The 24,867-nt window shown below is 53.3% G+C and carries 25 protein-coding genes and 1 other RNA gene; 11 read left to right on the forward strand and 15 right to left on the reverse strand.

Annotated elements, in window-relative coordinates; genetic code table 11:
* Window positions 1-12: 12 nt before the first annotated feature.
* Complete coding sequence (locus NHAL_RS02255; protein ID WP_013031544.1) at window positions 13-1,302, reverse strand: amylo-alpha-1,6-glucosidase; 1,290 nt, start codon at window positions 1,300-1,302, stop codon at window positions 13-15.
* Window positions 1,303-1,466: 164 nt separating this feature from the next.
* Between NHAL_RS02255 and NHAL_RS02260 the strand changes: the two genes are divergently transcribed.
* On the forward strand, window positions 1,467-1,931 hold the full coding sequence (locus NHAL_RS02260) for a hypothetical protein (RefSeq protein WP_013031545.1): 465 nt from the start codon (window positions 1,467-1,469) through the stop codon (window positions 1,929-1,931).
* Window positions 1,932-1,959: 28 nt separating this feature from the next.
* Here NHAL_RS02260 and NHAL_RS02265 read toward each other — a convergent pair whose 3' ends face one another.
* The 11 genes from NHAL_RS02265 to NHAL_RS02315 all read right to left on the reverse strand — a co-directional run bounded on the left by NHAL_RS02265 (window position 1,960) and on the right by NHAL_RS02315 (window position 12,065).
* A complete protein-coding gene (locus NHAL_RS02265; RefSeq protein WP_013031546.1) occupies window positions 1,960-2,721 on the reverse strand; it encodes a TIGR01458 family HAD-type hydrolase in 762 nt (253 codons plus the stop codon).
* 184 nt (window positions 2,722-2,905) lie between these two features.
* Window positions 2,906-3,532, reverse strand: coding sequence for an ABC-type transport auxiliary lipoprotein family protein (locus tag NHAL_RS02270; protein WP_013031547.1), 627 nt, complete (start codon window positions 3,530-3,532; stop codon window positions 2,906-2,908).
* A 3-nt stretch (window positions 3,533-3,535) separates the two neighbouring features.
* On the reverse strand, window positions 3,536-4,540 hold the full coding sequence (locus tag NHAL_RS02275; RefSeq protein ID WP_013031548.1) for an MlaD family protein: 1,005 nt from the start codon (window positions 4,538-4,540) through the stop codon (window positions 3,536-3,538).
* A complete protein-coding gene (locus NHAL_RS02280; RefSeq protein WP_013031549.1) occupies window positions 4,525-5,310 on the reverse strand; it encodes an ABC transporter ATP-binding protein in 786 nt (261 codons plus the stop codon). The genes NHAL_RS02275 and NHAL_RS02280 overlap by 16 nt, the downstream gene beginning before the upstream one ends.
* A 1-nt stretch (window position 5,311) precedes the next feature.
* The gene (locus NHAL_RS02285) at window positions 5,312-6,439 is read right to left on the reverse strand and encodes an ABC transporter permease (RefSeq protein ID WP_203434351.1); all 1,128 of its coding nucleotides are present in this window, start codon (window positions 6,437-6,439) and stop codon (window positions 5,312-5,314) included.
* Window positions 6,440-6,543: 104 nt separating this feature from the next.
* On the reverse strand, window positions 6,544-6,846 hold the full coding sequence (locus tag NHAL_RS02290; RefSeq protein ID WP_013031551.1) for a putative signal transducing protein: 303 nt from the start codon (window positions 6,844-6,846) through the stop codon (window positions 6,544-6,546).
* A 273-nt stretch (window positions 6,847-7,119) separates the two neighbouring features.
* Complete coding sequence (locus NHAL_RS02295; RefSeq protein WP_420804789.1) at window positions 7,120-8,526, reverse strand: FAD-binding oxidoreductase; 1,407 nt, start codon at window positions 8,524-8,526, stop codon at window positions 7,120-7,122.
* Window positions 8,519-9,118 carry a division/outer membrane stress-associated lipid-binding lipoprotein gene (gene dolP / locus NHAL_RS02300; RefSeq protein ID WP_013031553.1) on the reverse strand — a complete coding sequence of 200 codons (600 nt, stop codon included), beginning with the start codon at window positions 9,116-9,118 and terminating at the stop codon, window positions 8,519-8,521. Before dolP ends, NHAL_RS02295 begins: the two co-directional genes overlap by 8 nt.
* A 3-nt stretch (window positions 9,119-9,121) precedes the next feature.
* Entirely contained in the window at window positions 9,122-9,712 is a 591-nt protein-coding gene (locus NHAL_RS02305; RefSeq protein WP_013031554.1) for a phosphoheptose isomerase, read from the reverse strand.
* A gap of 128 nt (window positions 9,713-9,840) precedes the next feature.
* Window positions 9,841-10,212: a YraN family protein gene (locus tag NHAL_RS02310; protein ID WP_013031555.1), complete on the reverse strand. Its 372-nt coding sequence runs from the start codon at window positions 10,210-10,212 to the stop codon at window positions 9,841-9,843.
* Window positions 10,209-12,065: a penicillin-binding protein activator gene (locus tag NHAL_RS02315; RefSeq protein ID WP_238985418.1), complete on the reverse strand. Its 1,857-nt coding sequence runs from the start codon at window positions 12,063-12,065 to the stop codon at window positions 10,209-10,211. The genes NHAL_RS02310 and NHAL_RS02315 overlap by 4 nt, the downstream gene beginning before the upstream one ends.
* Before the next feature lie 114 nt (window positions 12,066-12,179).
* On the opposite strand from NHAL_RS02315, the gene rsmI reads away from it, so the two are divergent.
* A complete protein-coding gene (gene rsmI / locus NHAL_RS02320; RefSeq protein ID WP_013031557.1) occupies window positions 12,180-13,037 on the forward strand; it encodes a 16S rRNA (cytidine(1402)-2'-O)-methyltransferase in 858 nt (285 codons plus the stop codon).
* 1 nt (window position 13,038) lies between these two features.
* Here rsmI and NHAL_RS02325 read toward each other — a convergent pair whose 3' ends face one another.
* The 3 genes from NHAL_RS02325 to NHAL_RS02335 all read right to left on the reverse strand — a co-directional run bounded on the left by NHAL_RS02325 (window position 13,039) and on the right by NHAL_RS02335 (window position 15,672).
* Window positions 13,039-14,517, reverse strand: a complete 1,479-nt coding sequence (locus NHAL_RS02325; protein WP_157862469.1) for a sensor histidine kinase — start codon at window positions 14,515-14,517, stop codon at window positions 13,039-13,041.
* Window positions 14,495-15,166, reverse strand: coding sequence for a response regulator transcription factor (locus tag NHAL_RS02330; protein WP_013031559.1), 672 nt, complete (start codon window positions 15,164-15,166; stop codon window positions 14,495-14,497). Before NHAL_RS02330 ends, NHAL_RS02325 begins: the two co-directional genes overlap by 23 nt.
* Before the next feature lie 185 nt (window positions 15,167-15,351).
* Entirely contained in the window at window positions 15,352-15,672 is a 321-nt protein-coding gene (locus NHAL_RS02335) for a PepSY domain-containing protein (protein WP_013031560.1), read from the reverse strand.
* A 216-nt stretch (window positions 15,673-15,888) separates the two neighbouring features.
* On the opposite strand from NHAL_RS02335, the gene NHAL_RS02340 reads away from it, so the two are divergent.
* The 9 genes from NHAL_RS02340 (at window position 15,889) to mraY (ending at window position 24,864) form a co-directional block, all read left to right on the forward strand.
* Window positions 15,889-16,812 (forward strand): cation diffusion facilitator family transporter, encoded by a 924-nt coding sequence (locus tag NHAL_RS02340; protein ID WP_013031561.1) that lies wholly within the window; start codon window positions 15,889-15,891, stop codon window positions 16,810-16,812.
* A gap of 46 nt (window positions 16,813-16,858) precedes the next feature.
* Window positions 16,859-17,209, forward strand: an RNA gene (rnpB, locus tag NHAL_RS19990) — RNase P RNA component class A.
* Window positions 17,210-17,429: 220 nt separating this feature from the next.
* Complete coding sequence (gene mraZ / locus NHAL_RS02345) at window positions 17,430-17,879, forward strand: division/cell wall cluster transcriptional repressor MraZ (protein ID WP_013031562.1); 450 nt, start codon at window positions 17,430-17,432, stop codon at window positions 17,877-17,879.
* 18 nt (window positions 17,880-17,897) lie between these two features.
* The gene (gene rsmH / locus NHAL_RS02350) at window positions 17,898-18,842 is read left to right on the forward strand and encodes a 16S rRNA (cytosine(1402)-N(4))-methyltransferase RsmH (protein ID WP_041354583.1); all 945 of its coding nucleotides are present in this window, start codon (window positions 17,898-17,900) and stop codon (window positions 18,840-18,842) included.
* A 16-nt stretch (window positions 18,843-18,858) separates the two neighbouring features.
* Window positions 18,859-19,131, forward strand: a complete 273-nt coding sequence (gene ftsL, locus NHAL_RS02355; RefSeq protein WP_013031564.1) for a cell division protein FtsL — start codon at window positions 18,859-18,861, stop codon at window positions 19,129-19,131.
* Window positions 19,132-19,135: 4 nt separating this feature from the next.
* Entirely contained in the window at window positions 19,136-20,839 is a 1,704-nt protein-coding gene (locus NHAL_RS02360) for a peptidoglycan D,D-transpeptidase FtsI family protein (RefSeq protein WP_013031565.1), read from the forward strand.
* 8 nt (window positions 20,840-20,847) lie between these two features.
* Window positions 20,848-22,419, forward strand: coding sequence for a UDP-N-acetylmuramoyl-L-alanyl-D-glutamate--2,6-diaminopimelate ligase (locus NHAL_RS02365; protein WP_013031566.1), 1,572 nt, complete (start codon window positions 20,848-20,850; stop codon window positions 22,417-22,419).
* Complete coding sequence (locus NHAL_RS02370; RefSeq protein WP_041354585.1) at window positions 22,419-23,783, forward strand: UDP-N-acetylmuramoyl-tripeptide--D-alanyl-D-alanine ligase; 1,365 nt, start codon at window positions 22,419-22,421, stop codon at window positions 23,781-23,783. The genes NHAL_RS02365 and NHAL_RS02370 overlap by 1 nt, the downstream gene beginning before the upstream one ends.
* 4 nt (window positions 23,784-23,787) lie before the next feature.
* On the forward strand, window positions 23,788-24,864 hold the full coding sequence (gene mraY, locus NHAL_RS02375; protein WP_013031568.1) for a phospho-N-acetylmuramoyl-pentapeptide-transferase: 1,077 nt from the start codon (window positions 23,788-23,790) through the stop codon (window positions 24,862-24,864).
* The last annotated feature ends 3 nt before the right edge of the window (window positions 24,865-24,867 follow it).

Here is a 24,867-nt window from a genome sequence, read left to right on the forward strand (position 1 = left end):
AAGTTCTTCAGGTTATGCTAAGGGCTTGTATTTTAGTCGGCGCCGTGATGAAAGAACAGAGCGTTCAGGAAAATGGGCGTCAAAATTTGATGGGCCTTTGCCTTTTGAGGCCGCTTCCCCATACAAAATATGGTAATTCAGGATAAACATTGCTGCATTCCATGATTGGCCGGGCATGCCCATGGGTTTTCCTGTTTCGCCATGAAACCACTCGTTGAATTGCCATTCATTGACTTGATGGCTTGCTGCTACCTTAAGCAGGGTTTTTCTGGCCTTTCCCCCCATCCCTAACCGGGCGAGGAGTAGGACCCAGAAGCTACCAATAAAAGGCCAAATACCCCCATTATGGTATTGATAGGGATAATTCTGTTGGTGGCGTTGCATATAAGTGCGCCAGAGGGGATTTTCTTGGTGGATGGGTATCCCGACTACCCGCACCGGAAACGGATGATCGATACCAAGCTTGCTGAGGGCAGCATGAATTTCTTTGCGCCATCGTGAATCTTCAGGCAAGTTGAGTAGCAACGCTAGGATGTTGCCGAACACGTCGATTTCCTCGCCCCAGAAGGAAAAGTTTATGAAGCTAAGATAGGTTTGCCGGGAGTTGCATTTATTTCGAATATAATGGGCTAAAAGACGGGCGCGGCGATGTTTGATGAACTGCTGCCGAAAGGGGAAAAACAGGGCATTGAAATAATAGTGAGTCTGCTCTAGGCAGGGCAATTGGTAGAGTTTTTTGACATAAAACCACAGAGCGTTGGTATATAGCACAAAACCTGATCTGGGCATAATGTCTGCCCAGTCACTCGCTTCATTTTGCTGTAGTAGGAAAAAAGTTTGATGCTCTTGGCACAGGAGCCAGTTAAGCGCCCTTTGCACCGCCGTGTTGAGTTCTTCTCCTAGTTTGATTTCAGGCCGGTGTTGGTCCACATAGTTCAGGGCGATTAGCCACCAGAGGGTGGCATCGATACAGCCTGAGTACCAAAAATCCACCTCCTTGAGGTCCGGTTTAACATATTTGGGAATTTGACCATTGGGCGCTTGATGCTTGGCTAGGGTGAGCAGGCCATTAACAGCAGTTCCGATTAAGTCAGGCTGTCCCGAGGCGATTAACCCCAAGGTGCAGATGGCCGCATCTCGTCCGAAGATTGCGGTGTAATGCCGATTGGAGGCTTTTTCAGTAGGTGTACATGCCATGATTCCCGCAGGGGCGGAGTTACGGCGTAACAGTGCTAGGGAATATTGATAGCATTGTTCTAGAAGATCTTCTGTCCTGCGATGCTCCGGGTTTAAAGGTGGCATCCTGTCTTCGCTCCTTATTTTTTCCTTATAGGCGCTTTCATGAGTCTGCGGATAAGTTAGGTGAGGGGGGCCTAGAATTTGGTTTGGCGAAGGCTATACTTGATTTTTGTATTTTAAATGACTCCATAAGCTTTAAAAGTAAAAATTTTCGGGGGAAAAATAACATGAAGCGATTAGCCTTCTATACCATTGGGTTTGCCTGCCTCGCCTTTGGGATAGCTACCCCGGGTTGGGCTGAGGAGACTCGTTGTATTTCTATTAGCGGGGCGATTGCCGGGAGCATCGTTGGACCCACTTCTGTGCTGGGCACAGTCACCGGCTCCCTTCAAGGAGCCACCCAGGCGACCATTACTAAGCAGGAAAAGGGCGAAGACAGAGTAGATTTGGAGCTAAAACATATTTTTGTGACGGAAAGCCGCGATACTCTTCAGACCAGGGATAAAGCCCTGTGGATTCCTATACCTGGCAGGAGTGGGGTGTACCACATGAGTACCCAATATAAGGTGACCGGGGGCACGGGAAGGTTTGCTGAAGCTACAGGGACCTTTAAGAACCACGGAGAGGCGGATACCCATCAGGGTCTAGTGACCCTGGCTTATAGTGGTCAAATCTGTGGTGTTGCGCCATAGGGGCTGGAGAGAGCCGAATAGCGGATTTTTATGAAGGGTTTAGAATCCAGTCTACGGCTTCTTCAATATTATTTTGGAGAACGGTGCCAGGCGGCTGGATAGTGGCCTCGTCGCCAGGACGGTACTTGCCGGTTTTCACCAGTACGGCTTGGAGGCCTGCTTTCAGCGCCCCTTCCACGTCGGCTTTAGCATCATCGCCGACCATGACTGTTTCCTGGGGGAGGCACCCGAGACTTTCCACCGCACTGTGAAAAAATTCTTTTGCCGGTTTGCCTAGGATGATCCCTTGAACATTTGCGGCATACTCCAGGGCTCTAAGGAAGGGACCTGCATCCAAGCTTAACCCCTCGGCTTCTTGGAAATAACGATTATTTCCCACCGCCAGCAAGGGCGCTCCAGTAAGCAGCACCCGGAAAGCCCCATTCAGTCGGGGGTAAGTAAAGGCGTGGCCGGCATCTCCGAGCACCACGGCGTTGGGTTCGGTTTGGGGAAAATCGGCAAATTCCGGCGTTAAGTCGGGATGGATCACCAGGTAGGGGCGGAGTTGATGGGTTTCTAAATAACGGCGAATCGCCAAGGGTGCAGTGAAAATTTCATCGACTGAAATGTCAAATCCCATAGCCCTGAGCTTGCTATGGATGGTGCGTCCCGTACTGCGGGAGGTATTGGTTAGATAGCGCACCGGTAACCCGGACTTCCTCAGTCGCGTCAGTGCCTTGAGTGCTCCAGGTACTATCTGTTCACCCACATAAAGGACACCGCTTAAGTCAAGCAGAACGCCTTTAATCATTGCATGCCCTCATACTTAGCCTGGATTTTTCACCACCAAGACACAAAGGACACGAAGGTGAAGGAACCTCAGTCAGTTGGGAGAGACTAATGGAGATGTTCATCTCTAATGAAGTAAATTGTTCTAATGCATCTAAGTTTATGATTTCTTTGTGACTTTGTGGTGATCTCATGAATTGTCCGGGTTAGCGCTTCAAATAAGCCCGAGCGCAGAAGGTCACCAACTCCCTAAGAATGCGCTCTAAAGCCCGGTTTAGGGCGATGACTCCGCCGTAGGGTCCCTCTTCAGGGGCAGGTTCCCGGGCCTCAAAAGTCTGACTAGCAATTTCTTCCCCCTTGGCAAGGTCAATGAGTCGAGCACGAAGCACCAGGTGACTTTGGCTGGGCTGGCCTGAGAAATCTTGTACCAGACGGAGGATTTCTGTATCTAATCTTAGTTCAGCCAGTATCCGAGTGTCATCGGGGGCGATACTTTGGAAATGTCCGCTGGCCTCCAAGGCATTAACGAGAATCGGCTTTAACATACGCTCCGGGGTGTCAACCCACTGGTTGCGACTAAAGTAATCCAGCTCATAGGGTTTGCGGGTATAGGCGATCTGGGAGGTGCCATAGCCGGCTGCCGCCTGGGGCGTGGAGACTAGCAAGGTTAATGGGGTGGGAGCAGCGGTTGTTTGGGGGGGAAGTTGGGGCGCTAGGAGGTAAGTGCGAACGGGACCGGGCTGCTTTGGGGACAAGGTACAGCTAGAAAGGATGACGACCATGATTAAGCACAACCCTCGGTAGGGTAGTTGGCGCCTTGATGGGGAGAACATGGGTTATTCTCCTGGTCCAAGTTGATTAGGGGGAGAACCAAATAATAGGGTGCGAGGATTTTGTTCCACTTGTTGGCTAAAGCGTTCCAGGTTGCGGGTGACACGGTCAAAGTCATTTAGCAGTTGATCGATGCGGGGTAAGGTACTTTGAGTGAATAGTCGAAACCCTTGCTCTCCGTCCCGGAGCAAGGTTTCCAAGCCCTCGGCTGTTTTCTCGATGGGACGTAAACTGCGCGAGGCTTGTTCTACCAGAATAGGAAGCTGTTTGCTGGCTTTTGCCCCGGCTTCCAGAATGGTCACTAAGTCTTCAACTGCGGTTTCTAGCTGGGATCCGTGCCCTGCAAGGCGTGCCGTGAGGTGCTCGGTATTGTGGAGTGTTTTTCTCAGCGCCTGCTGGTTTTCTTGATTAGCCGCTAAATCCGCTAGGACTTTGCTGAGACGTTCAGTGTTGCGTAGGGTTTCAGCAAGGGCTTGCTGGTTTTGCTCGATGAGTACGGTGTTAACGCTTTGGGCGATGCGGCTCAGGTCCCCGGCCACTCCTGTCAGTTCAGTCAATAATTTGGTGAGTGCCGTATCGAGCCGCATGAGCAGGGAAGGTCCCGTCTGGATCACGGGATGCGATTGGCCTTTCTCCGCCTGGAGGGTAGGGGAGTCTTGAGTTCCCCCCGTCAGTTCCACATAGGCAATGCCGGTGAGGCCATTGGAGGCCAGGATAGCGATGGTGTCTTCTTTGATGGGAGTGCCTTGCTCGATAGCCAGGGTTAGGCGGACCCGTTCAGGATTTTGTTTATCCAGTTCAATGGCCTCAACTTGTCCAACGTCCACCCCCCGGTATTTCACCGCGGCATTCATGTTAAGCCCGGCCACCGATTCCCGCATATAAGCCAGGTAGGTTTGGTAATTTTTGGTTGCGGGCGCCGCGCTGAGCCAGAAAATTATAGCCGTCAGGGCAGTCGCCAGCAGGATGGTAAAGAGGCCAACTAAAATGTAGTTTACTTTTGTGTCCATGCGCTCTCCTGGGCAGTACGACCCCGAGGCCCCTTAAAGTAGGCCTGGAGCAGGCGATGTTCCGAGCGGGCCAGTGCCGCCACAGTATCTAGGCCTAGAAGTGTTTTCTCTCCCAGAAATGCGGCCCGGTCGGCGATCCGCCATAAAGAATCCAGATCATGGGTAACGAGCACCACAGTGAGATCAAGGGAAGCCCTCAGCTCAAGGATGAGTTCATCTAAGGCCGCAGCGCTTACCGGATCTAAACCAGCGCTGGGTTCGTCCAGAAATAACAGTTCTGGATCTAACACCAGTGCCCGTGCCACGGCCACTCGTTTGATCATACCGCCGGAAAGCTCTCGAGGATATCGGCATGCCGCTTCTAGGGGGAGGCCCACCAACTTAATTTTATGCAGTGCCAGTTCGGTAATGAACCGGGAGGAGAGCTGGGTGTGTTCTTTTAGAGGGAGGGCAACATTTTCCAACACCGTGAAGGAGCTAAAGAGGGCTCCTTGCTGAAACATCACCCCAAAACGGGCTTGAAGGCGTGCCGCGCGGGCCTCATCCAGCTCTCTCAGTTCTTCCCCGAAAACCCGGATGGAGCCTGCCGAGGGCGAGGTTAGCATGATAATTTCCCTCAGCAGTGTAGATTTGCCGGAGCCGCTTCCCCCTACAATGGCAAAGATCTCGCCCCGGTAGACCTCCAAGCTAATCTTCTTGTGGATCAATGCTTCGCCAAAACGGGTTTCCAGATTTTGGATTTGAATGACGGTTTTTTGGGTCTTGGCCATCTTAGATTCCAAGCCAGCTAAAGAGGATGGAAAACGTAGCGTCGGCAATAATCACCAGAAAGATGGCCTGGACCACGCTGGTAGTCGTATGTCGGCCTACGCTTTCGGCACCGCCGCCCACACGGAAGCCTTGGTAGCACCCCACGGTCGCTATAATGACGGCAAAGACAGGAGCTTTTCCCACCCCGATTAAAAAGGAGGAGAGGGGAACCACCTCCGGGATACGTTGGGCGAATTCCCGGAATTCCACCTCCAACAGGGCCTGGGACATCACCATTCCACCAAAGATACCCACCATATCAGCAAATACGGTCAATAGGGGCAGGGCCAATACCAGTGCAAAAATCTTGGGTAAGACCAATTGTTCCATGGGGGGGATACCTAGGGTGCGTAGAGCATCGATCTCTTCGGTGACCTGCATGGTCCCGATTTGGGCGGTGAAAGCTGAACCGGTCCGGCCGGCAATAATGATGGCAGCCATCAGGGGGGCGAGCTCCCTAACCATTGTGAGGGTGACCAACTCCACAATAAAGATATTGGCGCCATAAGCGCGGAGTTGGATACCCCCCTGATAGGCAAGGACGACGCCCACCAGAAAAATCAGAAGACCCACAATGGGAAGCGCATTGATTCCCGCAGTTTGCAGGTTACTCAGGAAAGGGCGCCAGCGAATCCGGGAAGGGTGGGCCATGCTGCGGAGGAAATAGAGGAGGGTTTCCCCAATAAACGCTAAAAATGATAAGGCCTCTTCCACGTGGGCCCAGCTCAAGCGGCCTATTCTCTCCAATATGCCAGGCGGGGGGGCGGTGGTGAGCTGTTGGCTAGTGCTGCCGCCTTGAACGAGGCGCAACAATTTCTGCTGTTCCTGTCCCAGTCCTTTGCAGGGGATGGGCCGGGTTTGTTGCTCGAGATCGGCAAGGAGACGTTGCAACAACCAAGCGCCGCCTGTATCCATTTGGGTGATGCCGCTCGCATCTACCGCGTGCACGGGAGGGTGCGATTGGGAGAGAGGCAGGGTTTGTTCTAGCTGACTGATGCCATAGAGGGTCCAAGTGCCCAAACAACGTAAGGTGGAGGTAGCTGGATCGTATTCGATACGGGCAGGATTGGCGGCGGTTTCAGGTTTCATGGTGGCATTGCCCATCGAAAAGCATGGGATTTATCAGAGCACTAAAGGGCCATGGCGCAGTTGTCTAATTGAGGGCTTTAATCTCTAATATTTTAGAAAGTGTTTTAGTCATCCCGATATTCGCCACAATTCCAGCACCGGTCAAACTGCCCTTCCAATAATTCGCCACAATGGAGACAAGTCCACGGTCGTTGATCTTCTTCAGCCCCCTTTAAAAGCCGGGAAGCCTCCCTGTAGCGTTTCTCCTCAGTCAGCCAAAGTTCTGGCCAACATTCCGTGGGAGGCAGTTCACCGGCTGCACCGCTAAGGCTTTCATTTTTGATGACACAATCAATGCCGTGGGACTCCAATAAATTTTGGAAATGCCTCACTAGCAAAAGATTGGGCGCACTATAAATCAGTTTCAAAGCCCCATCCTTAGAAGCTGTTGGAAAACTTTGAGGACAGCGTAGGGTGTGCAGAGCGCAGCGATGCGCACCATGGAAAGGGGGACCAACGAACAGCGGTGATGTGCCCCTTCCCTATGGGCATCCTTCGCAGGTCCTAATGTGCTCCCGGCGAAGCGGTGGGTTTCGCTACGCTCAACCCACCCTACCCATAAAGGTATTTTCCAACAGCTTCTTAGCATTCAAGTTAGCTGAACATCAATAGACCAAAATATCGATACCCATCATTAAAACCTAAGTCAATGATTTTAAGGGGAGCGTCTTTTCCGGGTTGAGTATCCCTCGGGGATCGAATTGGGCCTTAAGGCGTCCCATCAGGTTTAGGGTGGTGGCATCGATCTCTCGAGCCACGAAATCCCGCTTTTCCAACCCTATTCCATGTTCCCCAGAAAGGGAGCCATTGAGACTTAAAACCAACTCAAACACCCGTTCTAGACATTTTCCCGCCCGTTCCATCTCGAGAGGATCATCAGGATTGATCAACAGATTAACATGAATATTACCATTACCTGCATGGCCAAAATTGACAATGGTGATGGCAAATTCTCTAGCCAGGCGCTCGAGGCCCCCAATCAGTGCAGGCAGATGGGAGACGGGGACCACCACATCTTCATTGATCTTTTTGGGCGCCAGGGTCCGCAGAGCAGGCGAAAGGGCTTTGCGGGCGGACCATAATTGGGCAACCTCTTGGGGAGTGTGGGCGGCAACAATCTCTAAGAGTCCAGCATTGTCAGCCGCTTTCTTGAGTTGAGTGACGGCCTCTTCCATCGCTGCTGCAGGACCATCCACTTCAATCATGAGCAGTGCGCCCGTCCCCCCAGGCAAGGTTGCGCCGCCTTGCGCTTGGGCTAAGGTTACGGCTTGGCGGTCCATGAATTCCAGTGCGCAGGGGGTGAGCGGTTGACTCATCAGCGCCGCCACTGCCTGCCCTGCGCTTTCTGTATCCCGGTAGGCGGCGCGGAGGGTTTGTTTCGCTTCGGCTAAGGGCGTTAATTTGAGCGTTGCCTCGGTAATAATGGCAAGGGTACCTTCAGAGCCGATCAGAAGGCGGGTGAGATCGTAGCCGACGACTCCTTTAGTGGTATAGCCGCCGCAGCGAATCTCCTCTCCGGCACCGGTAACGGCTCGAAGACCAAGCACGTTTTCCCGGGGGGTCCCATATTTTACCGCCCGTGGACCTGCTGAATTGTAAGCTAGATTGCCGCCCACAGTGCAGAAAGCCGCACTGGTCGGGTCAGGAGGCCAGAAAAATCCCCGTTGCTCGGCCGCCATTTGGACCTCTTGGTTGGTCACGCCAGGTTCCACGACCATCGCTCGGTTAGCGGGGTCGACAAGGTGGATGCGATTCATGCGCTCTAAGGAAAGGACTAGGCCACCATTGATTGGAACTGTGGCTCCCGTAGTCCCGGTGCCCCGTCCTCGGGGAGTAAGGGGGACCCGGGCATGGTTGCATAGGCGGATAATGTCGCGGATTTCCTTAGGGGTGAGGGCAAAAACTACCCATTGGGGTAAGGCATGCCGGCGGCTATTGTCATAGCCATAGGGCCAACAGTCAGCCGGATCGAAGCGAACCCGCTGTTCATCTACGATCTGAACAAGGTTCGTCAGAAATTCCTGGGGAGTGACAGGAGAGCTATTCAAGATCAGTTTCGGGTAAATACTCAAAGATTTTGACGACCCGTTGCACCCCCTTGGTATGGCTGGCCACGGTAGTGGCTAGCTCAGCTTCACGAGCGGTGACGAGCCCCATGAGGTAAACCGTACCCCGCTCGGTAACCACTTTAACTCGAGTAGGGTCAAGCCCTTTCTCAGCAGCTATTTTGGTTTTGACTTTGGTGGTGATCCAGGAGTCGTTAGAACGGGATACCAGGGAGCTGGGAGCCAGAATATCTAGTTCATTATAGATTTGCTTGATATGGGGAAGCGGCTGGATAAGTTCTGTGGCTCTTTTTTTGAGTTCCTGGTTAGGGGCTTCCCCCGTTAATAACACCATTCCATTATAACTGGTGACATTGATATGAGCACTGTCATGGAGGACCTGGTCGTTCCGAAGCGTTGCACTGGCCTTAAGCTCGATGCTTTGATCATCGATGACGGTACTGAAAGTGCGGCGGTCGTAAGCGGCAGAAATACCGGTTGCTGCCCCAGCGACGACCCCTGTAGCGACGACGGCAGCACAGCCTTGAAAAAGTAATGCGAAACAAAAGAGCAAAACGGTGAGACAGGATTTCATGAATTATTTCTCCGGCCACAGACTGTGATCAAGTAGGTCGCATAGACAGTGAAGCACGAGCAAGTGTACCTCCTGGATGCGTGCGGTATTGTGGGCGGGTACGCGGATTTCCACATCCTGTGCTGTCAGTAAAGGCGCAATTTTACCGCCGTCGCCCCCCGTCAAGGCAATGATCTTCATCTCCTGGGTATGAGCTGCTTCGATTGCGCGAACCACATTGGTGGAGTGACCACTGGTGCTTATCGCCAGCAGAAGGTCCCCTTTACTGCCTAAGGCTTCGACCTGGCGAGCAAAAACAATATCATAATGATAATCATTAGCAATAGAGGTAATCGCAGAAGTATCGGTGGTCAAGGCGATGGCAGGCAAACCGGGACGTTCCCGCTCAAAGCGGTTGATCAGTTCCGAAGCAAAGTGCTGAGCATCCGCAGCGCTACCGCCATTACCACAACTTAAGATTTTGTGCCGGTGTTGGAGGCTGTCCAATAGGTGTTGAACAGCGCGCTCGATAGGGGGAGCTAGGGAGCTCATGGCTGATAATTTAAGTTGGGCACTGTTGAAGAAATGTTGTTCAATGCGTTCTCGGGCGTTCATCATGGCCTTGGCGGAAGTTGTCAGGTATTGTGGGCTAGTCTGGGGGGCACAGGTTTATTTTCCGTCCATGAAATAAAGGGGTAGTCAATCACCCCTTATCCTTCGGCACCCGCCCTGGATTTTTCTGATTACTCTAATCGAAAGGCATCCTGCAACCAAACAATGTCATTGCTTCCCTGCAGAGGAGTGATTCCGACGACATCAAAGCGGCAGGGCTTATTGTGGGTTCCTCCGGCTTGTTGTAAATAGTGTTGTGCGGCTGCAATGAGGCGGGCCTGCTTAGTGGGCGTAATACTATCTATGGCACTCCCAAAGCGCCCCTTGCGGCGGCAGCGTACCTCAACAAAGACCAAATGTTCTCCGTCTTCCATGACTAGATCGATCTCGCCGAGACGGCAGCGATAATTGCGTTGGGCCAGGCGCAGGCCCTGGGTCTGAAGGTAATGGCAGGCTAATTGTTCTGCCTGTTGTCCCTGATCGTGGCGAGAGCTTCGGGTCATGGTTGAGAGGTAGGGTTAGCCGTAGGTTGGGGTCGTCCTTTTTTAAACTGAGCCCAGTTCAACTCACGCCGCAAGCGCTGCTCAGCGTCCATACGCAGTCTGCCTGTAGCCCCCTCGAAAGTCATATCCGGAACCCGATAAAGGGCATTTAAATGAGGGATGATTCGATAAGCATCGGAACCCAGGGCGTAGAGACGCTTCAACCGCTCAAAATGCTCTGGGTAAACGGCGGCCAGGTTCTGATAGCTCGGCTCGTCTTGCATGTTACCATTGAGAACCCAGGGAATGTCACTGAATATTACCCCGTTTAAATCCAGATCCCGCTCTGGATCCGGGGAACCGGTATAAATATGGGAAGAACTGTAGACTGGCAGGTCCTCTGCCCGATAAAATTGAAGTTGAGGAATTAATAGGCGCGCCTGCCGCGGGAAGGCGGCAAGGAAGACAAAATCAGCATCATGACGCCGCTGGGGTTCGAATGCCAGCTGACGGTCAAGCAAATCCCGAAGTTCCCGATGGCGGGATTGGCTTTCATCAATGTTGAGCAAACGTTGAATCAGAAAGGAGTAGTCTTCCTTTTCAGGATCATAAGCTTGAACCTCCAATAGCGAGCCTCCCAGCTTTTCCCAACGTTCAGTAAAAGCATCTCTTACCCGCTGGCCCCACTGGGTATCTGGAATAAGAACCAGGGCATTGTGGTGACCGTCGCGCCAGGCTCGCTCAGCCACCCCTTGGGCTTCATTTTCTGGAGACAAGGCCAATTGATACAGGCCTCCCACGGGTTTATGGGATTTTTCTAGGTAATTAAGGGCCAGGGTGGGGAGTGGTAAATCACCGACTTCGGCAAGTTGTGCCAGTGACTGTTTCGTCAGCGGTCCTACCACAAAATCGGCACCTTCGGCCTGGGCTTGTTGATAAACCTTATAGGCATTGCTATTGCTGCTTTTAGAGTCGATTTTGACCCCATAAAAACGAATGACGGGAGTCCAGTCACTGTTATCACTGTAGTAGGCGGCAAAAAAACCATCTCGTACCGCTGCAGCAGAAGCCGCAAATCGCCCCTCAGTGGGAAGTAGTAGGGCAATGGTCGTAGGTTGGTAAGGGGCGGTAGGAAGGGTGGGCATTTCGGCTTGGAGCAATGCCAGGGAGGCAGGATGCCCAGGGTAGCGCTTCCGCCAATCCTCAATAGCTTGCTGTAAGCCGAGGGGGTCCAATGGGTAGCGCTGAAAAAGTTGAGCAAGCTCCAACCATCCACGGAGCGTATTGGAGAGGGATTCTTTGCGCAGACGTTTAAAGGTATCGGGAGAAAGACCCATCAGGCCGCGCCAAAGGGCGCGCTGATTCTCCTGCAGAGCCTGGGCATCGGAGAGGAGGGGTTCTAGCTGGACCCGCTCATGGGCGGCGGCAAGGGGTTTGTCTGCAAGCTCATAGGCTTCTGCCCGAAGCCGGTGGAGGGTGGCTTGCTGTTCTAAGCTTGGTTCCAGGGCTTCGATGTCCTTAAGGAGAGACAAGGCCCGTTTTGCTTCCCCTTTTGCCACCGCTAGTTGGGCAGCCAGAAGGCGGTAGCGAAGGCTCAATGCCGGCGCCAAACTCTCAGGTGCAATGCTTTCAAGAAGTTCTTGAGCTTCTTGCCACTGATTGCCTTGGAGGAGAGCGGCAACGGCGCGTAATTGATAGTCTTGGCGTTGCGGCGGTGGGGTTTCAGCCGCTAGCCGGATGTATTCTGTGGCCGCAGCAAGGTAGCGTCCTTCGGCTGCCAGCGCTTCGGCTTGGGCAAGCGCCGAGGGTGCCCTCGGGGGTACCTTGGAAGGGGGTGCGCAGGCGCTAAGCCCAAGGATAATGGCAAACCCCATTAGCGGAAGATAATGACCTGTTCTTCGTGGAAAAATCACCATAGGAATAATGAAATACATTTAAAATGAATAATATTAACCGCTACCTGTAGCGTAGCCTAGAGAGAGCACATTATGATGGCCGATAAATGGGGTATTTTGTATGTGGTGGCAACCCCTATTGGTAATTTGGGAGACCTAAGTCCCCGGGCTCAGGAGACCTTGCAGGAGGTAGAGTTGATCGCTGCCGAGGATACCCGCCACAGTGGGGGCTTATTGCGCCATTTCGGGATTACCACGGCAATGGTCTCATTGCATGAATATAACGAACGGCAGCAGGCTGAACTTTTGATTGGCCGTTGCCAGGAGGGGCTTTCGGTGGCCCTTATCAGTGACGCAGGGACTCCGCTGATCAGCGATCCCGGTTACCGAGTGGTCCGGCAGGCAAGGCAAGCAGGCATAGCCGTGGTTTCTGTGCCTGGCCCCTGCGCTTTAGTCGCTGCTTTGTCTGTGGCCGGGTTACCCTCCGATCGCTTTGTATTTGAGGGCTTTTTGCCAGCCAAAAGTCAAGCGCGACAGACTCGATTAGAACAACTGGTGGATGAAACTCGCACCCTGATCTTTTACGAAGCGCCCCGTCGTTTACCGCAAACGCTCCAGGCGATGGTGGAAACATTTGGCCCGGACAGGGAGGCGGTGGTCGCCCGGGAATTGACTAAGCGCCATGAGACGGTCCGTGGGGGTTCCCTTTCTACCCTTCTTACCTGGGCAAAGCAGGCGCCGGAGTCGGGTCGAGGGGAACTGGTATTGTTGCTGCATGGGGCGGAAAAAAAGCAAGATGCCCCCCGGCAAGAGGCCTTAAAGGTATTGCTGCCCCTAGTAACCGCTTTACCTTTGAAGCAAGCGGTGGCCCTCGCTACTAAAATTACCGGGTTTAAGAAAAACCGCCTTTATCAGCTAGCACTGGAGTTGCGTGCCCCTCAGGAGGATTAGGCTACTTTAGAGCAGCTGATTTAAAATCATTGGGAAGTTGGATAGTAACTTTAAGGCCGCCAAGATCGGAAGATAAGGCAAAATCAATGGCTCCTCCATAGGAGGTGACGATATCTTTCACAATAGAAAGCCCTAGGCCATGGCCGGGGGTTGCCTCGTCCAAGCGCAGTCCTCGCTGAGTGAGGTGCTCCAATGTTTCTGAAGTACAACCTGGACCGTCGTCTTCAATGATTAGGGTGAGGGTTGAGGTGTTTGCATTCATGACACCTAGACGAATTTGGCTATGGGCCCACTTGCAAGCATTATCTAACAGGTTGCCTAAGAGCTCTAACAGATCTTCCCGATCGCCTTTGAAAAGCACTGAAGATGGCAATCGGGAATCGATGGTCACCCCTTTGTCCCGGTAAAGGGCTTGGAAGACGGGTATCAAGTCTCGGCTTGCTTCGGCTACATCCATTGGTTGTAGGGTTAGACCACCACCGGCAAGGCGAGCCCGCTTGAGCTCTCGCTCTATCAGAAACCTTAGGGTGTGAATGTGATGCTGGAAACGCTCTTGCAGAGCAGGGTGGTTGCTGAGGTTGGGATCGTCAGTCAGTTGTGTCAACTGGGTCAGTGGGGTTTTGAGGGCGTGGGCAAGATTCCCCAAGGCATTTCGGGAGCGTTTTAATCGCTGGCGCAGGATGCGCAGCAGGCGGTTGACTTCTTGTACGAGGGGGGCGATTTCAGAGGGGACATCTTCATTAATATGTTCAATTTCCCCCCGCTCCAGCCGAACAATATCGTTTCGGGTTTGGGCGAGGGTGCGCGTACTGGCACGTACCAACCAGGTCTGCAATCCGATCAGGAGCGCCATTCCCGCTAGAAAAATAACGGTAAAGTGAACTTGAAAGGACTGCACATCGGCGTGAAGGGGAGAGAGATCCTCGGCTACTGCGATGACAATTCGATGCTTCTGTTTAGAGTAGCCGGTTACCAAGGTCAGCAGATCCTGGTCTTCGGGCCCAGGAATCCGCCAGTGAAGGGACTCGCCAACCACAACGGAGGGTAAACTTAGATCCGTATCCCAGAGAGAGCGGGAATATAAAGATAGAGGAGGGTCATTCGGTTGATCTATGCTGCCCAGAGGGTCGGTGATGGTGATCCGGTAATAATGGCCTGAAAATGGCCGCAAAAAATGCGGTGGGAGATGCCCCTTATCTAAGGTCGCGACTCCATCCGGAGCAATTGAAAGCGCTGCAAGCAAGCTTTCGCTGTCCTGTATTAGGCGGTTCTTGACATAATTTTCCATTAAATAATTAGCGTAAACTTCGGTCGCCGCTAACTGCAGGTCAAGAACGACCAGCAAGCTTGCCATTAGTCCGGCATTGAGTCGGAACAGCAAGGAACTTTTCAGCCAATGCCGGAAATAGCCATATTTCCCTGTGGTGGATGGGGTTTCCGAGGAAATACTCTCTGGTTTATGAGTGCTCTGTTTCTCCAAAGATATAGCCTTGGCCTCGTCGAGTCTTAATGAGGTCGCTGCCCACTTTTTTGCGTAATCGGTTGACGTAGACTTCCATGACATTACTGTCTTTATCCGCATCCAAGGCATAAACTTGCTCGGTCAGTCGACTCTTGGAAAGGATACGCCCGGGATGCAGCATAAAATAGCGCAGGAGGCGAAATTCCGTGCCAGTGAGCTCAATGAGGTGGCCGTCTTTATGGACACACTGGCGCTCTTCATCCAGCGTCAAGCTGTGGCTGGTCAACTGGGATTGATGAGGGCGATTTTGGCTGCGTCGGATGAGCGCTTGAAGGCGGGCAAGTAGCTCTTCAGTATGGAAGGGTTTACTAAGATAGTCATCAGCTCCGCACTTAAAACCCTCCACTTTTTCATGCCAGGCATCCCGTGCGGTTAATATTAATACAGGGACCCGGTTATCATGGTCGCGCCAGTGGCGAAGGACATCCAAGCCGGAGCGCTGGGGCAGTCCCAAATCAAGTATCACCGCCTCGTAGGGTTCCTCGAAGCCGAGAAATTCCGCATCAACCCCATTATCCGCCGTATCCACCACAAAGCCTTGCTGGGTCAGTTCCCGATGCAAGCGTTTTTGCAGTTCCCTATCGTCTTCGACTAGCAATACCCGCATTGCTACCTTAATATAGAATAGAGCATTGTGTAGAGAAGATATTCCGGCCTGGGGGTTTATCGCATTATGTTTTACTTCACCCTTGGCAAAGAAGTGTTGGCGTATTCTTTTAATACCCTAGCACAAGATTGCTCCTGATTGTGCTAAAATATCTAAAGATTTTTGCTGGGAGTTGGCCGTTAGCGTTATTTTTCCTGGTCGGTCTCAAGCAACGTGCCTGTGGTGGCATCGTAGTCCATATCCCAGACTATACCGTTTTCATCCAGAATTTCTACACCATAGATCCAGCGATTTTCCTCTTGATCCAGCTCCGCTTCAATAAGGCGTCCCCGGTGTTGCGTTTTGGCTTGCTCTAGGATTCGTTCTAGCGGCAGAATGTCCTCATTTTCTCTAAGCTGGCGGGCACGGTCCTGGTCACTTTCATTCTCGGCCAGGCTGTTATTGAGAGTCCCTAGGAGTAGGATTCCTGATACCAATAAAAGTCTATTTTTCAAATACTTAATCATGGCTTCCTCCTAAAGTCATGGGGGTTCAACTAGCGCATAAATTAAATAGAATAAGGCCTAATACCCCATAAAAGGCGGCGATGAGAATGCGAACTAATGGGTCTATGGCTTTGATTTCTCTATGTTGTCTCATAATATTGTGCTTCATCCTCATTGTTGCAAATGACAATGAGAATAAGTTTTCAAGCTGAAAACAAACTGAAAAAGACAATTCCTATGGCAGAAACCGTTGTTGCACACCATGACAGCACCCGGATGATGCGGCAGGCCACCTATGCCGCCGTAGCGGTGGCGATGGTGCTCGTTGTGATTAAGTTAGGGGCCTACTGGGTGACAGGTTCCGTCGCCATGCTCTCTACTTTGATTGATTCTGTGCTAGATGTAGCGGCTTCATTTATCAATTTACTGGCGGTGCGTGCGGCACTGACACCCGCTGATCGGGAGCATCGTTTCGGTCATGGCAAGGCTGAACCCTTGGCCGGGTTAGGTCAGGCAGCCTTTATCACGGGATCTGCTCTTTTTCTAGCCGTGGAATCCATCAGGTTGCTATGGGCGCCGCAGCCGGTGACAAACGGTGCCCTGGGTATCGGCGTAATGGGGGTATCCATCCTCCTGACGCTGGCTTTAGTCTATTATCAGCGCATCGTCATACGTAAGACCGGTTCCCTGGCTATTAGTGCCGATTCGCTCCATTACACAGGGGATGTGCTCGTCAATCTAGGGGTCATTGTGGCCTTGGGATTAAGCACCTTCTGGGGCTGGTCTCTCGCCGATCCTTTATTTGCGTTAGCTATTGCGGCCTATATTCTGCGGAATGCTTGGCAAATTATTTTCCACTCCCTGAATCAGCTCATGGACCGGGAGCTCCCGGAAGAAGAGCGAGCGCAGATTACCCAACTGGCCTTATCCCATCCTGAAGTGCTTGACTTCCATGATCTCCGGACTCGGGCCGCTGGTCAGGATTTATTCATTCAATTTCATTTAGGTGTGGAGGGACAATTGAGTTTGCAGCGGGCTCACCAGATCGGGAAGGAGGTGGAGGCGAAGGTACTTAACATTTTTCCTCAAGCAGAGATTATTATTCACCATGACCCCATGGACAAAAACGAAGAGGATTCGGGAGGCAGGATTAATTTTTGAGTATAATTATGTAGAACCCGCCCTATATTTAGGACTATCATGAATTAGAGACGACTAGACAGCCGCGTTATCTCTTGGGATAGCGAGGAAAGTCCGGGCTCCACAGGGCAGGGTGCCAGGTAACGCCTGGGAGGCGTGAGCCTACGGAAAGTGCCGCAGAAAATATACCGCCTAAGCGCCTGCGGGTGCCGGTAAGGGTGAAAAGGTGCGGTAAGAGCGCACCGCGCGGGTGGCAACATTCCGCGGCAGGGTAAACCCCACTCGGAGCAAGGCCAAATAGAGGAACCAAGGTGTGGCCCGCACCGTTCCCGGGTAGGCCGCTTGAGATGTACGGTGACGTGCATCCTAGATGAATGGCTGTCCATGACAGAACCCGGCTTATCGGTCGTCTCAACCCTTTCGCATTCTTTCCCATTTTCTTTTTACCTAGCTTCAGCCTCTTTCCTAGCATTCCTCTTTAATGTTTTGATTTAAAAGCATTTGTTAATCTGTATAGAGAAAACTTAAAGGAAACTCTTAAGTCTCTGTTGACACCCTGTGGCGCGCACCCCTACTATGTTGCTGGGTGGGATGAAGTGGGCCAAAGTGGGGTGAATGGCCCGTTCAAGGGGCAGGCATTGTTTCGAGGGATTACCACACTCAACCTGGATGCCAAAGGCCGGTTGTCCATACCAGCTAAACATCGTCGGCGTTTAGGGACCTATTGCGATGGCAAAGTCGTGGTGACGATTGATTTACTGGATCCCTGTTTGCAGTTATATCCCCTACCCGAGTGGGAAGCTGTAGAGCAGAAATTGATTGCCCTGCCGTCCCACAATCGTCAGGCCCGGTATATCAAACGTCAACTTATCGGTCATTCGGTGGAGTGTGAGCTCGATAGCCATGGCCGCATTCTGTTGCCGTCAGAGTTAAGAGTACGTGCAGACCTTAAGAAGAACATTACCTTAGTAGGACAGGGTAATAAGTTCGAACTTTGGGATACCGGGGTTTGGGAGCAGCAGATGGCAGAAGAGGAGACGTTAGCAGGGGAAGAGCTAGCCCGGGAACTGGCTCTACTAGCACTTTGAGGCAAGAAAATGGCCCCGATGGATGAAAAGGAGACCTTGACCCATCAGCCCGTGCTGTTGCGGGAGGTTATCCAGGCCTTGGCCATCCGCAGAGATGGCCTGTATGTGGATGCGACTTTTGGCCGTGGTGGGCATGCCCAAGCGATCTTGGATGCATTATCCAGCGAGGGGCGTCTGCTGGGTGTGGACAAGGATCCCGAGGCGATTGCCGCAGGTCGTATTTTAGCCCAGCAGGATAGGCGTTTTTCCATTGTTCAGGCGTCCATTGGGGAATTGGCACGGGTAGTGGCAGAACAGGGTTGGCTGAAAAGGGTAAACGGGGTGTTGTTTGATCTCGGTGTCTCCTCTCCTCAGCTTGAGAATGCCAAGCGAGGCTTTAGTTTTCTGCAGGATGGACCTTTGGATATGCGCATGAATCCGGCGGTAGGACAAAGTGCAGCCGAATGGCTGGCTAGCGCGACCGAAAAAGAGATCGCGGCGGTTCTCAAAACTTATGGAGAAGAACGTTTCTGTCGGCGCATTGCCCGGGCTATTGTTCAAGCCCGGGAAATCAACCCCCTGACTCGAACGAAACAACTGGCTGAGGTCGTGGCCAAGGCCAATCCAAGCTGGGAACCCGGCAGGCATCCTGCTACCCGGTCTTTCCAAGCAATACGTATTTTTATTAACAACGAGTTGGAGGAGTTACGCGCTGCCCTTGAGCAGGCGGTGACTGTCCTGGCCGTAAAGGGGCGTTTGGTAGTCATTAGTTTCCATTCTTTGGAAGATCGAATGGTCAAACGTTTCTTTAGGCAAAAGTCTCGAGGGGAGGATTTACCTCCAGATTTGCCGGTGATGCAGGACCATTTTCAGGCCAGTTTGCAAGTGCTGGGTAAGCTGATTTGGCCGACTCCCGAGGAAGTTTCTCGAAATCCGCGGGCCCGTAGCGCGCGACTACGGGTGGCGGAAAAACCGGTCCATTAGCAGAGGGCAGGCTCTAATGACATCGCTGCAGTGGCTGCTATTGGGGGGATTGATGGTATTGGTCTTAGGTTCGGGAGTATCTGTTGTTTATGTCAAACATGAGAACCGCAAATTGTTTATGGAATTACAAGGCCTTTATAAGGCAAGGGACCGATTGGATGATGAGTGGGGACGCTTGCTGCTGGAACAAAGCACCTTAGTTGGGCAAGGACGGGTAGAACGCTTGGCTCGGGAACGGCTTGAGATGGTGGTGCCGGGCCCGACTGAAGTCGTGATTATCAAACTATAAGACGATGAGCCGAGGGCGCAATAAAGGTTATCCCGCTCGCTTGGGGGTGGTCGGCCTTGTTTTTGCCGTGGCTGCAGTAGGACTTGCCTGGCGCCTGGTCGAGTTGCAAGTATTCAACCGTGATTTCCTGCGGGGAGAGGGTGAGGCCCGCCATCTTCGAGTTGTGGAAGTCCCTGCCCATCGGGGCATGATTACCGATCGCCACGGTGAACCCTTGGCCGTGAGTACGCCCGTGGCTTCAGTATGGTTCAATCCCCAATTGTTGCGCGAAGCTAGGGAACGGTGGCCGGCCTTAGCGAAAGCGGTCGGTGTTTCTACGGCTTACCTGAGTCGCCGAATAAAAGAAGGGGGAGAGCGGGAGTTTGTTTACCTAAAGCGTTGGGTCGAGCCGAATGTAGCCCGGCAAGTACAAGCCTTGGATATCCCCGGCGTTAATCTCCAATCAGAATATCGGCGTTATTATCCTGCCGGGTCTGTGGCGGCCCATGTGGTGGGGTTTACGAATATCGATGATCGGGGGCAAGAAGGTTTAGAGTTGGCTTTTGACAAGACCCTGCAAGGGGTTCCTGGGAAAAAGCGGGTAATTCGGGACAGCCGTGGGCGGGTCGTGGAGGATGTGGAAAACCTGAGAGTCCCGCGACCGGGGCAGGATTTGCGCTTAAGCATTGATTTGCGGCTCCAGTATTTGGCCTATCGGGAGCTTAAAGCGGCAGTTCGGACCCACAATGCCCGCGCTGGCTCGTTGGTGATTTTGGATGTGGACACCGGCGAAGTTTTGGCGATGGTCAATCGGCCTTCTTATAACCCCAATGATCGTTCCCAGTTGAAAAGCCATTTGTATCGCAATCGTGCGGTCACCGATTTGTTTGAACCCGGTTCTACCATCAAGCCTTTCACCATAGGGGTAGCGCTAGAGTCAGGAAAATACCATCCCCATACTCCTATCGATACTACTCCCGGTTACTTCCGTGTAGGCCGTCACGTTATTCGTGACATTCGCAACTATGGTCGCGTGGATGTCAGCACTGTTATTAAGAAATCAAGTAACGTGGGTGCAAGCAAAATTGCCCTTAGTCTGGACTCTCAGCGACTCTGGCAGGGTTTTGCCCAGGCGGGACTAGGGGCCTCGACAGCCAGTGGTTTTCCCGGTGAAGCAGAAGGTCACTTGCCCGATCCCTTTTCTTTTCGCCAAATAGAGCAAGCCACGCTGGCCTTTGGCTACGGTCTTTCGGTGACCACATTACAGTTGGCGCGAGCCTATGCCGCGCTAGGAGCAGGAGGCGAGTTAAAGCCAGTCAGTTTTCTTCATCGGGAACAGGCCGCAGGCGGACGCCAGGTATGGTCCGAGAGTACGGTATCCGCCCTATTATCCATGCTAGAGGAGGTGGTGAGCGAGGGGGGGACGGGAGAACGAGCCCATGTTCCCAGCTACCGGGTGGCGGGCAAGACGGGCACGGTGAAGAAAGCGATTCGAGGAGGGTATGCCGATGAGCGGTATGTCTCCCTATTTGCCGGCCTTATCCCCGCAAGCCGCCCACGTCTGGCCGCCGTGGTGCTCATCGATGAACCTCAGGGGAAAATTTACTATGGGGGACAAGTCGCGGCGCCTGTTTTTTCTCGAGTCATGGTCGGGGCGATGCGGTTACTGAATATTGCGCCAGACAACTTGCATCCGCTGCGTTTAGCGGAGCGGGAAAATAGGGGATAAGAGCAGGGATGGAAACGGCGGAGGAAACGGCAAAAGAAGGACAGGGGACGATAATGGCGGAGTCTGGCGATCGGAGTTGCTGGTTAAGCGATTTGCTGGCGGGGCTGGTGTCTGTCGGAACAGCCCAGGACCGGCGGATTAATCGCTTGTCTCTAGATAGCCGCCGAGTCGGTCCAGGGACGCTATTTTTTGCTTGCCGAGGAACGCGGCAGTCGGGCCACGACTATATCGGCGCCGCTGTGGGTAAGGGGGCTGTGGCGGTCGCCTATGATCCGATCATTCCCCTTTCCTCCGTTGTTCACGCGGGGCTACAAGCCCAAGATGTCCCTCTAATTGCCCTGCCTGATTTGGGCGCTAGGCTGGGGGTGATTGCTGATCGGTTTTACCTTCGGCCGTCGCAACAGCTCTGTGTCATGGGGGTGACGGGCACCAACGGTAAGACTTCCGTCAGCCATTTTTTAGCCCAAGCCCTTCACCAGCAGGAGGCTCCTTGCGGGCTAATAGGGACCCTCGGTGTGGGCTTGATGGGTGCCCTTAAACCTAGCCAACTGACCACTCCAGATGCCGTGACCGTGCAGGAACAATTGGCGGTAACGAGGGCTGCCGGGGGCCGTTATGCGGTGATGGAGGTTACCTCCCACGCCCTGGAGCAAGGGCGGGTCAATGGGGTGATTTTTAATACCGCTATCTTTACCAACTTAAGCCGTGAGCATCTTGATTATCATGGCGATATGACCCGCTATGGGGCTGCCAAGTTTCGACTCTTTGGGCAGCCTGGATTACGCCATGCCGTCATCAATGTGGATGATACCGCAGGGGAGGCGTTTTTAGCCCACCTTCCTGCCGAGGTCACCGTTATCAGCTATGGATTGACCAATCCCCAGGCCAGCCTTCGGGTCAATGAACTCCATTGTGATCGCCGCGGCATCGTTATGAACATTCAAGGACCCTGGGGGGAAGGCGAGTTGATTTGTCCCTTACTGGGCCGCTTCAACGCTTATAACCTCCTTGCTGCCCTGGGTGGTTTATTGACTACGGGGATGCCGTTTACCGAGGCGTTGCAGCGCCTTTCCCAAGTCCAGGCAGTTGCGGGACGCATGGAGCCCATGGGGGGGGCGGCAGGGGAGCCTTTATTGGTTGTGGACTATGCCCATACCCCGGATGCCCTAGAGCAGGCTTTGTGCTCTTTGCGGGCACACTTAGAGCCGGGGGCACGGTTATGGTGTGTCTTCGGTTGCGGGGGGAATCGGGATCGGGGTAAACGTCCCTTGATGGGGGCAGTGGCTGAACGTTGGGCTGATTTTGTGATGCTGACCGACGACAATCCCCGGGATGAGGACCCCCGCCAAATTATTATTGAGATTCTTTCGGGCATGGAGGCGCCGGATAGGGTGTACCAGCTCAGGGACCGGGCTGAGGCGATCAGTCGCGCCGTGGAATTGGCAGGGTCTAAGGATATCGTGCTTATTGCGGGAAAAGGGCACGAGGAATATCAGCAAGTCGGTACCGAGCAGCGCCCCTTTAGCGACCGGGAGCAAGCGCAGCAGGCGTTGCAGCAGCGGAGGAGAGGGCTGTGCTGATGGGGCGAGGGTTTGCCATGGGCCTAGCGGAGCTTACCCCGGTAGTCCAGGGACGGTTGCAGGGGGAGGATGTGGTGGCCCAGGGGGTCAGTACCGATACGCGTTCCATGACACCAGGGGCCTTGTTTGTGGCGTTAAAGGGGCAGAATTTTGACGGCCATGCTTTTGTTGCCCAAGCGCGAGAGAAGGGCGCTAGTGCTGCTTTGTTGGAACAAACCATAGAAGATTCCCTACCCCAGGTTGAGGTTGCGGATGCTCGGACCGCCCTAGGCCAGTTGGCTACCTATTGGCGCCAACGTTTTGAGCATCCCGTCGTTGCGGTGACCGGCAGTAACGGCAAGACGACGGTAAAGGAAATGATAGCCTCGGTCTTGGGTGGGGCGGGCTCTGTACTGGCAACCCAAGGCAATTTGAACAATGACATCGGTGTTCCCCTGACTTTATTAGGACTCGATCCAAGCCATCGTTTTGCCGTCATCGAAATGGGCGCTAACCAGCCTAGCGAGATTGGCTATCTGAGTTGTTTGGTGCGCCCCCAGGTGGCCCTGATTACTAATGCTGGGCCGGCCCATTTAGATGGGTTTGGCGATCTCAAGGGGGTGGCTCGAGCTAAGGGGGAGATTTTCCAGGGGGTGAATCCGGGGGGCGTGGCGGTACTTAACGCCGATGATCCTCATTTTAGCTATTGGCGGGACTTGGCGGGTGAGTTGCCAGTGATAGGGTTTGGATTGACCCAGTCAGCGGAGGTGACGGCCCATCATTTAGCAGCCCATTCTGAGGGCAGTCGCTTCACTCTAGTGACCCCGGTAGGTAAGACCCCAGTGCAGTTATCCCTGCCCGGACGGCACAACGTCCTCAATGCCCTCGCGGCCAGCGCCGTGGCGATTGCCTTGGGATTGGATCGGGATCAGATTAGCGCGGCTTTGGCGGCTTTGCCCTCGATTCCAGGGCGGTTGCAGATCCGTCGCGGAGCCGGGGGGATGCGCCTACTGGATGATACTTACAACGCCAATCCAGCCTCTCTTAAAGCAGCGCTGGAGCTGTTGGCTGAATTTCCAGGGGAGCGCTTCCTGGTGCTTGGAGATTTTGCCGAGCTAGGGGAGGAAGCTGCTCCATTGCATCGAATGATGGGAAAACAAGCCCGAGCAGCGGGTGTGAATCGACTTTATACCCTGGGCCATTTGAGTGCTTTGGCAGCGGAAGCTTTTGGCCAGGAGGCGCTGCATTTTTTCGAGCAGCAGTCATTACTCGCGGCTTTGCGAGAGGAGCAACGCCCGAATGTGACTATGCTGGTAAAGGGATCTCGATGTATGCGCATGGAACAAATAGTCGCGGCCTTGGGTAGCGACAGGGATAACGATTAGAGCGATGTTGTTGTATTTGACTGACTATCTCGCCCGCTTTGATAGCGGTTTCTACGTGTTTCAATATTTGACCCTGCGGGCCATCTTGGGGGTATTAACGGCGCTGATCATCTCTTTTGTTGTCGGCCCGGCCATGATCCGTCGCCTGAAATTTGTGGGCCAGCCCGTGCGCGCCAATGGACCGGTTACCCATCTTTGTAAGGCGGGGACGCCCACCATGGGGGGGGCTCTTATCCTGGTCGCTATTGCTGCGACCACGCTGCTGTGGGCAGACCTGAGTAACCGCTACGTGTGGGTGGTGTTAGTCGTGACCCTCCTGTTTGGGGGGGTGGGCTTTATAGATGACTATAAGAAGCTGGTTTCCCAGAACCCGCGGGGATTGTCGGGCTGGCGCAAGTATTTTTGGCAGTCTGTGATCGCCTTGGGAGTCGCCCTGTTTTTGTATTTTACTGCCCAGGTATCGGCCGAGACCGAATTGATTGTTCCCTTCTTTAAGAACGTTGCGGTGGATTTGGGTGGCTATTATGTCTTGCTGACCTACTTGGTGGTGGTCGGCAGTAGCAATGCAGTCAACCTCACTGATGGTTTAGATGGATTGGCGGTGTTGCCTACCGTTTTGGTGGGGGGAGCCTTGGGAATTTTTGCTTACGCGACGGGGCATAGTGGGTTTGCCCACTATTTGGCCATTCCCTATATCCCCGGGGTAGGGGAATTAGTCGTGTTTTGCGGTGCCCTGGTGGGCGCAGGATTGGGGTTTCTCTGGTTCAATGCCTACCCAGCTCAGGTCTTTATGGGGGATATGGGGGCATTAGCTTTAGGCGCTGCCTTGGGCATATTGGCAGTGCTGGTACGGCAGGAACTCGTGCTTTTTATCATGGGAGGCGTGTTTGTGGTGGAGACGGTGTCCGTCATCTTGCAGGTGGTTTCTTACAAGCTGACGGGGCGGCGTATTTTCCGCATGGCGCCTTTGCATCATCATTTTGAAATTAAGGGCTGGCCAGAGCCTCGGGTCATTGTTCGGTTCTGGATTATTACCGTCATTTTAGTGTTGATTGGTTTAGCCACCCTGAAGATTCGTTAGTCC

This window comes from Nitrosococcus halophilus Nc 4 (genome assembly GCF_000024725.1).
GTDB classification, from domain to species: domain Bacteria; phylum Pseudomonadota; class Gammaproteobacteria; order Nitrosococcales; family Nitrosococcaceae; genus Nitrosococcus; species Nitrosococcus halophilus.

Coding starts and splice junctions, on each gene's coding strand:
- NHAL_RS02255 (WP_013031544.1), bottom strand. CDS start 1,302: ATGCCACCTTTAAACCCGGAGCATCGCAGGACAGAAGATCTTCTAGAA.
- ftsL (WP_013031564.1), top strand. CDS start 18,859: ATGACATCGCTGCAGTGGCTGCTATTGGGGGGATTGATGGTATTGGTC.
- NHAL_RS02285 (WP_203434351.1), bottom strand. CDS start 6,439: ATGAAACCTGAAACCGCCGCCAATCCTGCCCGTATCGAATACGATCCA.
- NHAL_RS02260 (WP_013031545.1), top strand. CDS start 1,467: ATGAAGCGATTAGCCTTCTATACCATTGGGTTTGCCTGCCTCGCCTTT.
- NHAL_RS02365 (WP_013031566.1), top strand. CDS start 20,848: ATGGAAACGGCGGAGGAAACGGCAAAAGAAGGACAGGGGACGATAATG.
- NHAL_RS02340 (WP_013031561.1), top strand. CDS start 15,889: ATGGCAGAAACCGTTGTTGCACACCATGACAGCACCCGGATGATGCGG.
- dolP (WP_013031553.1), bottom strand. CDS start 9,118: ATGAAATCCTGTCTCACCGTTTTGCTCTTTTGTTTCGCATTACTTTTT.
- mraY (WP_013031568.1), top strand. CDS start 23,788: ATGTTGTTGTATTTGACTGACTATCTCGCCCGCTTTGATAGCGGTTTC.
- rsmH (WP_041354583.1), top strand. CDS start 17,898: ATGGATGAAAAGGAGACCTTGACCCATCAGCCCGTGCTGTTGCGGGAG.
- NHAL_RS02370 (WP_041354585.1), top strand. CDS start 22,419: ATGGGGCGAGGGTTTGCCATGGGCCTAGCGGAGCTTACCCCGGTAGTC.
- NHAL_RS02275 (WP_013031548.1), bottom strand. CDS start 4,540: ATGGACACAAAAGTAAACTACATTTTAGTTGGCCTCTTTACCATCCTG.
- NHAL_RS02265 (WP_013031546.1), bottom strand. CDS start 2,721: ATGATTAAAGGCGTTCTGCTTGACTTAAGCGGTGTCCTTTATGTGGGT.
- NHAL_RS02270 (WP_013031547.1), bottom strand. CDS start 3,532: ATGTTCTCCCCATCAAGGCGCCAACTACCCTACCGAGGGTTGTGCTTA.
- NHAL_RS02310 (WP_013031555.1), bottom strand. CDS start 10,212: ATGACCCGAAGCTCTCGCCACGATCAGGGACAACAGGCAGAACAATTA.
- NHAL_RS02280 (WP_013031549.1), bottom strand. CDS start 5,310: ATGGCCAAGACCCAAAAAACCGTCATTCAAATCCAAAATCTGGAAACC.
- NHAL_RS02315 (WP_238985418.1), bottom strand. CDS start 12,065: ATGGGGTTTGCCATTATCCTTGGGCTTAGCGCCTGCGCACCCCCTTCC.
- NHAL_RS02330 (WP_013031559.1), bottom strand. CDS start 15,166: ATGCGGGTATTGCTAGTCGAAGACGATAGGGAACTGCAAAAACGCTTG.
- NHAL_RS02335 (WP_013031560.1), bottom strand. CDS start 15,672: ATGATTAAGTATTTGAAAAATAGACTTTTATTGGTATCAGGAATCCTA.
- NHAL_RS02305 (WP_013031554.1), bottom strand. CDS start 9,712: ATGAACGCCCGAGAACGCATTGAACAACATTTCTTCAACAGTGCCCAA.
- NHAL_RS02360 (WP_013031565.1), top strand. CDS start 19,136: ATGAGCCGAGGGCGCAATAAAGGTTATCCCGCTCGCTTGGGGGTGGTC.
- rsmI (WP_013031557.1), top strand. CDS start 12,180: ATGATGGCCGATAAATGGGGTATTTTGTATGTGGTGGCAACCCCTATT.